Below are 6301 nucleotides of genomic sequence, written 5' to 3' on the forward strand. Positions count from 1 at the left end.
AAATAAAAACATAAAATTAAAAACAGACAATACCGGAAAATATTTGGAAAAGACTTATAATCAGCCTATGGCAAAGCTTGTTGCTGATGTCAATATTTTTTTCTAAAAAACAACACCTTTTTAAACGAAAGCTCATAAAAATTAATTGTAAACTTTTCAAAAAGAGCTTATAATTTTGTAACTATCCACTACCTGCTAAAACTGGACACAACCATCTATTTGCAGATGCATTTAAAAGAAAACATGCACTTGCTTATGGGTTATCTCTTATGATGTAATTGCAAAAAGTCAGGAAATGAAAAATTCAGGGTAACTATTCACCACCTGAGGACGAGTAGCCAGGGTCCGGGGGTTCGGCAAACTGGACGTAAACTGTTTGAGCGACGTAGGAAGAGTTAATCAAAACCGTAAAACACCGAATTTGATTCAACGCATGTTATAGGAAACATCCTGGCTTTCAATCCCGTGTATAGGTTTTGATTTACGCTTCCTTGAAGCGAGTTTTTACGTCCTGTTTGCCGAATCTCCGGACCACTGGAACATATATATGGTGAACAGTTACAATTCAGGAACAAACCAATTATATAAACCTCTGTTTTTACTGATTCCTGTCACGCGAAGCCGCGTGACAAAAAAGACTTTTTGCAGTCGCGTCTTATACCAGGGGGAATGAAATGAGTCTCAAGCAACTGGATTCCCTTTTTCGGCCCAAATCAGTCGCGGTCATCGGCGCCTCCAACAGGCCCGGGAGCATCGGCTCCGTTGTGATGCATAATCTGCTCAGGGGTGGACTGCCCGGCCCCATCCTTCCGGTGAATCCCAGGTACGAGGCAGTAGCAGGCATACTGGCCTACCCTGGTGTGCGGGAGTTGCCTCTGGTGCCGGATCTGGCCCTGGTCTGCACCCCTCCGGACACTGTACCCGGGTTTATGCAGGAACTGGGGATTAAAGGCACAAGAACAGTCCTGATCATGAGCAGAGACTTAAACAAACAATTGGACGATTCCGGGCAGACCCTGCAGCAGACAGTGCTTAAAACCGCCAAGGAGCACTCAATGCGCATACTGGGCCCTGACTGCCTGGGAATAATTGTCCCCCGGTCAGGCCTCAATGCCAGCTTCGGACATACTGATATAGCCCAGGGCAAAATAGCTTTTGTGTCTCAGTCAGACGCTCTGGGCATTTCTGTTCTGGATTGGGCCGGGTCCAAAGGCATAGGATTTTCCCACTTCATATCCCTGGGAGACTGCCTGGACATAGATTTCGGGGATATCATCGATTATCTTAAAGGTGATCCGCACTCCACATCCATTTTGTTGTACATGGAAAGCGTAAGCAATGCCCGCAAGTTTATTTCCGCAGCCCGTTCCGCTTCCAGGAACAAGCCTCTGGTGGTTATCAAAGGCGATAAATTCAATATCTCTGCAGTAAGGGATGCATCATACATAGACAGTCCGGTCAGTACGGACGATATATACGATGGAGTATTTCGAAGGGCGGGTATGTTAAGGGTTTTTGATCTGGCGGAACTATTTGATGCAGTGGAGGCCATGGCCAGATACAAGCCTTTGCGCGGGGACAGACTGGCCATATTAAGCAACGGCGGCGGACCCGCCATGATGGCCAGAGATGTTTTAAAAACCCGGGGCGGCAGCCTGGCTGAACTCTCGGAGCAGACCAGACAACAGTTGCAGCAGGGTTTGCAGGCCGAATTATCCCATCAGGAACCTGTCCGCATCATTGACCATGCTTCCAGCGAGACATACTCCCGGGCTCTGGAAATTCTGATCCAGGATCAAAAGGTGGATGCCATCATGGTTATTCATGTGCCCACCGCTTTTGCCAGCAGCCAGGACATAGCAGGTGCTGTCATCAACAGCCTGGGCAGAACCAGAAAAAATGTGATCACTGTCTGGCTGGGGGAAAAGGATGCGGCTCAGGCCAGGAGGATGTTTGCCCTGGCCGGCATACCCACTTACGAGACTCCGGACCAGGCTGCCAGGCTCTTCATGGACATGGTTCGCTATCGCCGCAACCAGGAATTGCTCATGGAAACCCCGGACTCAGTGCCCAGCGACTTCAGCCCAGATCCCATGGCGGCCAGGGCCATCCTCAAAAACGCCCTGGATGAAAACAGAAGTTTTTTAAGTGCGCCAGAAACAAATGAAGTCCTGTCCATTTATACTATTCCCGTAGTGCCCACCAGACAGGCAGCCGATGCCCAGGAAGCCTCCCTGATTTCCAGGGAACTGGGATTTCCTCTGGCCTTGAAAATTTCTTCCCCGGACATTCAGGACAAAAAACATTCTGGTGCGCTGGCTCTGGACCTGGAATCTTCCGGGGACGTTTTGAAAGCAGCTGCAGCCATGCAGGCCAGGCTTGCTGCCGGCTACCCGCAAGCAAGTCTGGAAGGCTTTATCGTGCAGAAAATGGTCCATCGACCCACAGCCCACGAACTTACTGCAGGCGTTACCCAGGACCCTGATTTCGGCCCTGTGCTTTATTTTGGCCAGGGCGATACTGCAGGTAGAATTTATAAAGATGTGGCAGCCGGCTTGCCGCCGTTGAATATGACCCTGGCCCGGGAAATGATTCAGAACACCAGAATCTCCAGCCTGCTGCAAGGCTCCAGGAAAGGATCTGCAATTGACATGCAGGCTCTTCGATTGATCCTGGTTCAGCTCTCGCAGTTGGTAATTGATTTGCCGGAAATTCAGGAGGTGAATCTAAAAACCATACTGGCGGATGCCGGCGGAGCAGTGGTACTGGACGCCCGGATCAGTATCGCTTCTACCGCATCAGCCGGTGAAGAAAGGCTCTCCATCAGACCCTATCCAAAATACCTGGAAGAACATGCTGAACTTCCCTCTGGGCTCCGGCTCCTGCTCAGGCCCATTCGTCCCGAAGATGAGCGCAGCCATCAGGATTTTGTGGAGAAGCTGTCAGCAGAGGATCTGAGGATGCGTTTTATGGGGTTTGTGCATGAGTTTTCCCACTCCCAGCTGGCCCAGTTGACCCAGATAGACTATGACCGGGAAATGGCCTTTATTGCCGGCGCCATCGAGGATGGAGCCTGGAAGGAGACACTGGGGGTGGTGCGCTGTTTTTTCGATCCGGACAACACCAATGCGGAATTCGCCATTGTGGTCCGCAGCGACTTAAAGTCCAGGGGCCTGGGGACCCTGCTCATGGACAAGATGATCAGGTACTGCAGGCAAAGGGGGCTGAAGGAGCTGACTGCCTTTGCCCTGCGCGAAAATACCGGAATGCACGCTTTGGCCAAAAAATTCGGATTCAGGACGGAAAAAGACCCCGAAGACCCGGAAACAACCATATTGAAACTGGAAATGAACCCCCCGCATTATTCATCCTCCAGTCTAAGATTTTGTTTTTCAACCAGTTTCAAAGACTGAGTCCGATGCAAACCATCAGGCCCTGCAGGAAAAAGGCGTTGATCGCATAGCACCTCCCACCGGAAAGCCGCCTGAAGGCTTTGGAGTCATGGACTTTGAACTTCAGGAAAATGGACAATCCATTGATGCCTGCCCCATGGGACAGGCCTGTCTTGAAAACAAAATCAATCAAAAAAACCAAAAGACGGCTTCATACTTTGACCCCGAACAATGTCGAGCATGCCCGCATTCCAAGGACTGTCCAATAAAAATCACCAAGCGCAAGGCAAAGGTGGAATGGCAATGGAGCAAACCTCGCGTTGGAAGCCAGAAGACATGCCTTTCAAGAAGATCAGAAACTAATCAATCTTTTCAAACAACGGGCCGGAGGTGAAGCCGGCTTTTCCCAGCTCAAGGTTCATCATGGCCTGAGAAGATTGCGATGCCTGGGATCCGTGAAATCAAAGTTTAAAATTATCATGGCGGTCACGGCCTTAAACATCAAAAGAGCTTTCAACTGGATGAAAGGTGGCAGTAGTGCGTCCAGAACTCGAAAAAATAAAGATTTAGCCCCGGATACAGGCATACTTTTGTTTTTTTTATGGCTTTTCTGTTCATATCTTGGCAAGACTTTGATCGTCTCGGGCCTGCGTCCAAAAATTTTTAGCTGATCATCGAAAAAATCGTAACACGAATTATTGGCCGTTAATCTTGATTTGGCAAAAAAGCGACTTTTTGCAGACGCATCTTCATCATATTCAATTTGCATATTTTTGAGTACCAGTCAATTGAGGGCATAAGTTGCCACAGTTCTTGGGGCCTTGGGGAATTTATGGCCGTGATTTTGAGGGACGGATTAACTCGGACATTACGCAGTACAAATGGCCCTCAGGGCGTGACCGTGGACTGCCCCCGGGCCGATTACGACACCCGCTGAAGATTATCCATCGCTTGTATCCGGCAGAAGCAGGGCAACCCTGGTCCCCTTGCCTTCCATGGAATCAATTTCGATTTCGCCGCCGTGATCCTGGACAATCCTGTGCACTATGGCCAGCCCCAGCCCGCTGCCCTTTTCCCGGGCGGAAAAAAATGGCTCCAGAGCCTTTTCCCGGGTGGCGGCGTCCATACCGCAACCCCGGTCCTGTACCTCAATGCGTACCCGGTCCTTTTCCCGGGTGGCCCCAAGACTTATTTCCCCGCCCTGCCTGGAAGCCTGCAGGCTGTTCAGCACCAGGTTCAACACCGCCTGCTTGATAAGATCCCTGTCAGCCTTTACTTCTACTTCACCCGGCTCAAGAATTAGCTGAACACTTCCGGATCTCAGGTCCATTTCCAGTAGCGTCCGGACCTCCTGAAAAAGATCTGCCAGGTTCAACTCTACCCTTTGCAGGGACCTGGGCCGGGCCAGGTACATAAGATCATTTATCACCCGGTTCAGGCGGTCCGCCTCGGACACCATGGTCCGGGCATACTCGGATGCAGGTTCCTCTCCGGAAAATTTCTGCTGAAAATACTGGGCAAAGCCCTTAAGCGAGCTCAAGGGATTGCGTATCTCGTGAGCCAGCCCGGCTGCAAACCGCCCCACCGCGGCCAGACGCCTGGAATGCTCCAGACTGCTTTCCAGTTCGCGCATACGGGTCCTGTCCCGGAGCAGAACCAGAAAATCCTCTTCCTCCCCAATGGGCAGTATCAGCACCTCTATGCTCCTGTTCCCCATCTCCAGCTCATGCCAGCCTGATCTTTGCTCCAGGTCGATTTCCAGGGGCAGGACCTCGCTCAGGCTGCTGCCTACAATATTTCTATTCTGGTCCAGAAGTTCCTGGGCGGCTGGATTAGCTGCGGTGATCTCCATCCGGGAATTTACGCTTATAAGTCCGTCCGGCATGTTGTCCAACAGCCTGGAATGAAAGCTGCTCAGGCGTACAAACTGTCTGCCCTGCTCCTTTTTTCGCACATACCCCCAGGCCAGCAGTCCAATTATGAACAAAGCAGTAAAGGTAAAAACGGCCTGAACTGATATGGTTCTTTTGTATCCGCTGTAGGCCTCCAGGTGCCCGGACATATCCAAGGCGATAAAAAGGCTCCCATAACCATCGTCCGGATCATTCTCCTGGAGCATCCTGCCTCTCATATGCCCCATTCGCCTGGAGGGAAAGCCCTGAACAAAAACCTGCTGTCCGTCAAGCACCAGTTCAGCATTCCATACCTCCCTGGATGCCTTCTCAAGCATCTCCGGCCCGGGCCTGAAATCCACCGGCAGGATATCGCGGCTGGTATAAAATTCCTCCCCTTCCGGTCCATAAAGGCCCAGAAAAACCACATCCCCGTCCTGCATCAGTTCTTTTAAAAGATCCTCTGCAGCGGGAATAAAGTCCTGTTCGTCGGCCCACCTCCGGCCGCCCATCCCGCGCATTGCTCCCCGGTACAGATTGGCCTCTATACCGCGACCGATGGACTGGGCACTCAGGGCCATGTGCTCCCGGACCTGTTCCTGCTGCTGGCGCAGGTTCTGCCAGGTAAGAAAAAACAGCCCAGCACCGAGCAAAACAAAAATAAGCCCGAAAACCAGGGCGGTGCTGACCTCTTTGCGGTCCAGACGTATATCCACTATGTACTCCGGAATAAAAACTGGGATAGGGGAGACTGATCACCTAAGCCGGGCAGGATTTTAGAATACATTCCCGGACATGTAAATCAAGGCAGGCAAAAGAGCACAGCAAATTTACTTTACAGCTGGGACTCCTGCACAATCTTCAGGATGGATTCAACACCAGGTCTGTCTGCGGGTGTTTTGCCGATGTAATGCAGGCGGACGGTTCCGCCGGGATCAATGAGTACGTCTCCGCCCCGCTGGGATACGTCCCCGGTGGACTTTCTGGGCAATCTGCCCCGCAGGGCCTCCTTGAGGT

General features: G+C 51.3%; 4 protein-coding genes. 2 read left to right on the forward strand and 2 right to left on the reverse strand.

Annotated elements, in window-relative coordinates; genetic code table 11:
- Window positions 1-674 precede the first annotated feature (674 nt).
- Window positions 675-3413 (forward strand): bifunctional acetate--CoA ligase family protein/GNAT family N-acetyltransferase, encoded by a 2739-nt coding sequence (locus D5S03_RS00935; RefSeq protein WP_287042405.1) that lies wholly within the window; start codon window positions 675-677, stop codon window positions 3411-3413.
- A gap of 299 nt (window positions 3414-3712) precedes the next feature.
- Window positions 3713-4063: a transposase gene (locus tag D5S03_RS00940; RefSeq protein ID WP_287042406.1), complete on the forward strand. Its 351-nt coding sequence runs from the start codon at window positions 3713-3715 to the stop codon at window positions 4061-4063.
- Between the two features lie 269 nt (window positions 4064-4332).
- On the opposite strand, the gene D5S03_RS00945 is transcribed toward D5S03_RS00940, so the two are convergent.
- Together D5S03_RS00945 and D5S03_RS00950 are read right to left on the reverse strand one after the other, a co-directional pair.
- Window positions 4333-6000 (reverse strand): two-component system sensor histidine kinase NtrB, encoded by a 1668-nt coding sequence (locus tag D5S03_RS00945; protein ID WP_287042407.1) that lies wholly within the window; start codon window positions 5998-6000, stop codon window positions 4333-4335.
- Between the two features lie 119 nt (window positions 6001-6119).
- Window positions 6120-6301: hypothetical protein (locus D5S03_RS00950; protein ID WP_502697105.1), on the reverse strand; the 182-nt coding region annotated here is incomplete at its 5' end.

Origin of the sequence: Desulfonatronospira sp. MSAO_Bac3, assembly GCF_003838035.1 — a bacterium.
In the GTDB taxonomy this organism is placed as follows: domain Bacteria; phylum Desulfobacterota; class Desulfovibrionia; order Desulfovibrionales; family Desulfonatronovibrionaceae; genus Desulfonatronospira; species Desulfonatronospira thiodismutans.

Bases quoted from the DNA above. Each gene is read 5' to 3' on its own strand.
- D5S03_RS00935 (WP_287042405.1), top strand. From the start codon at position 675: ATGAGTCTCAAGCAACTGGATTCCCTTTTTCGGCCCAAATCAGTCGCG.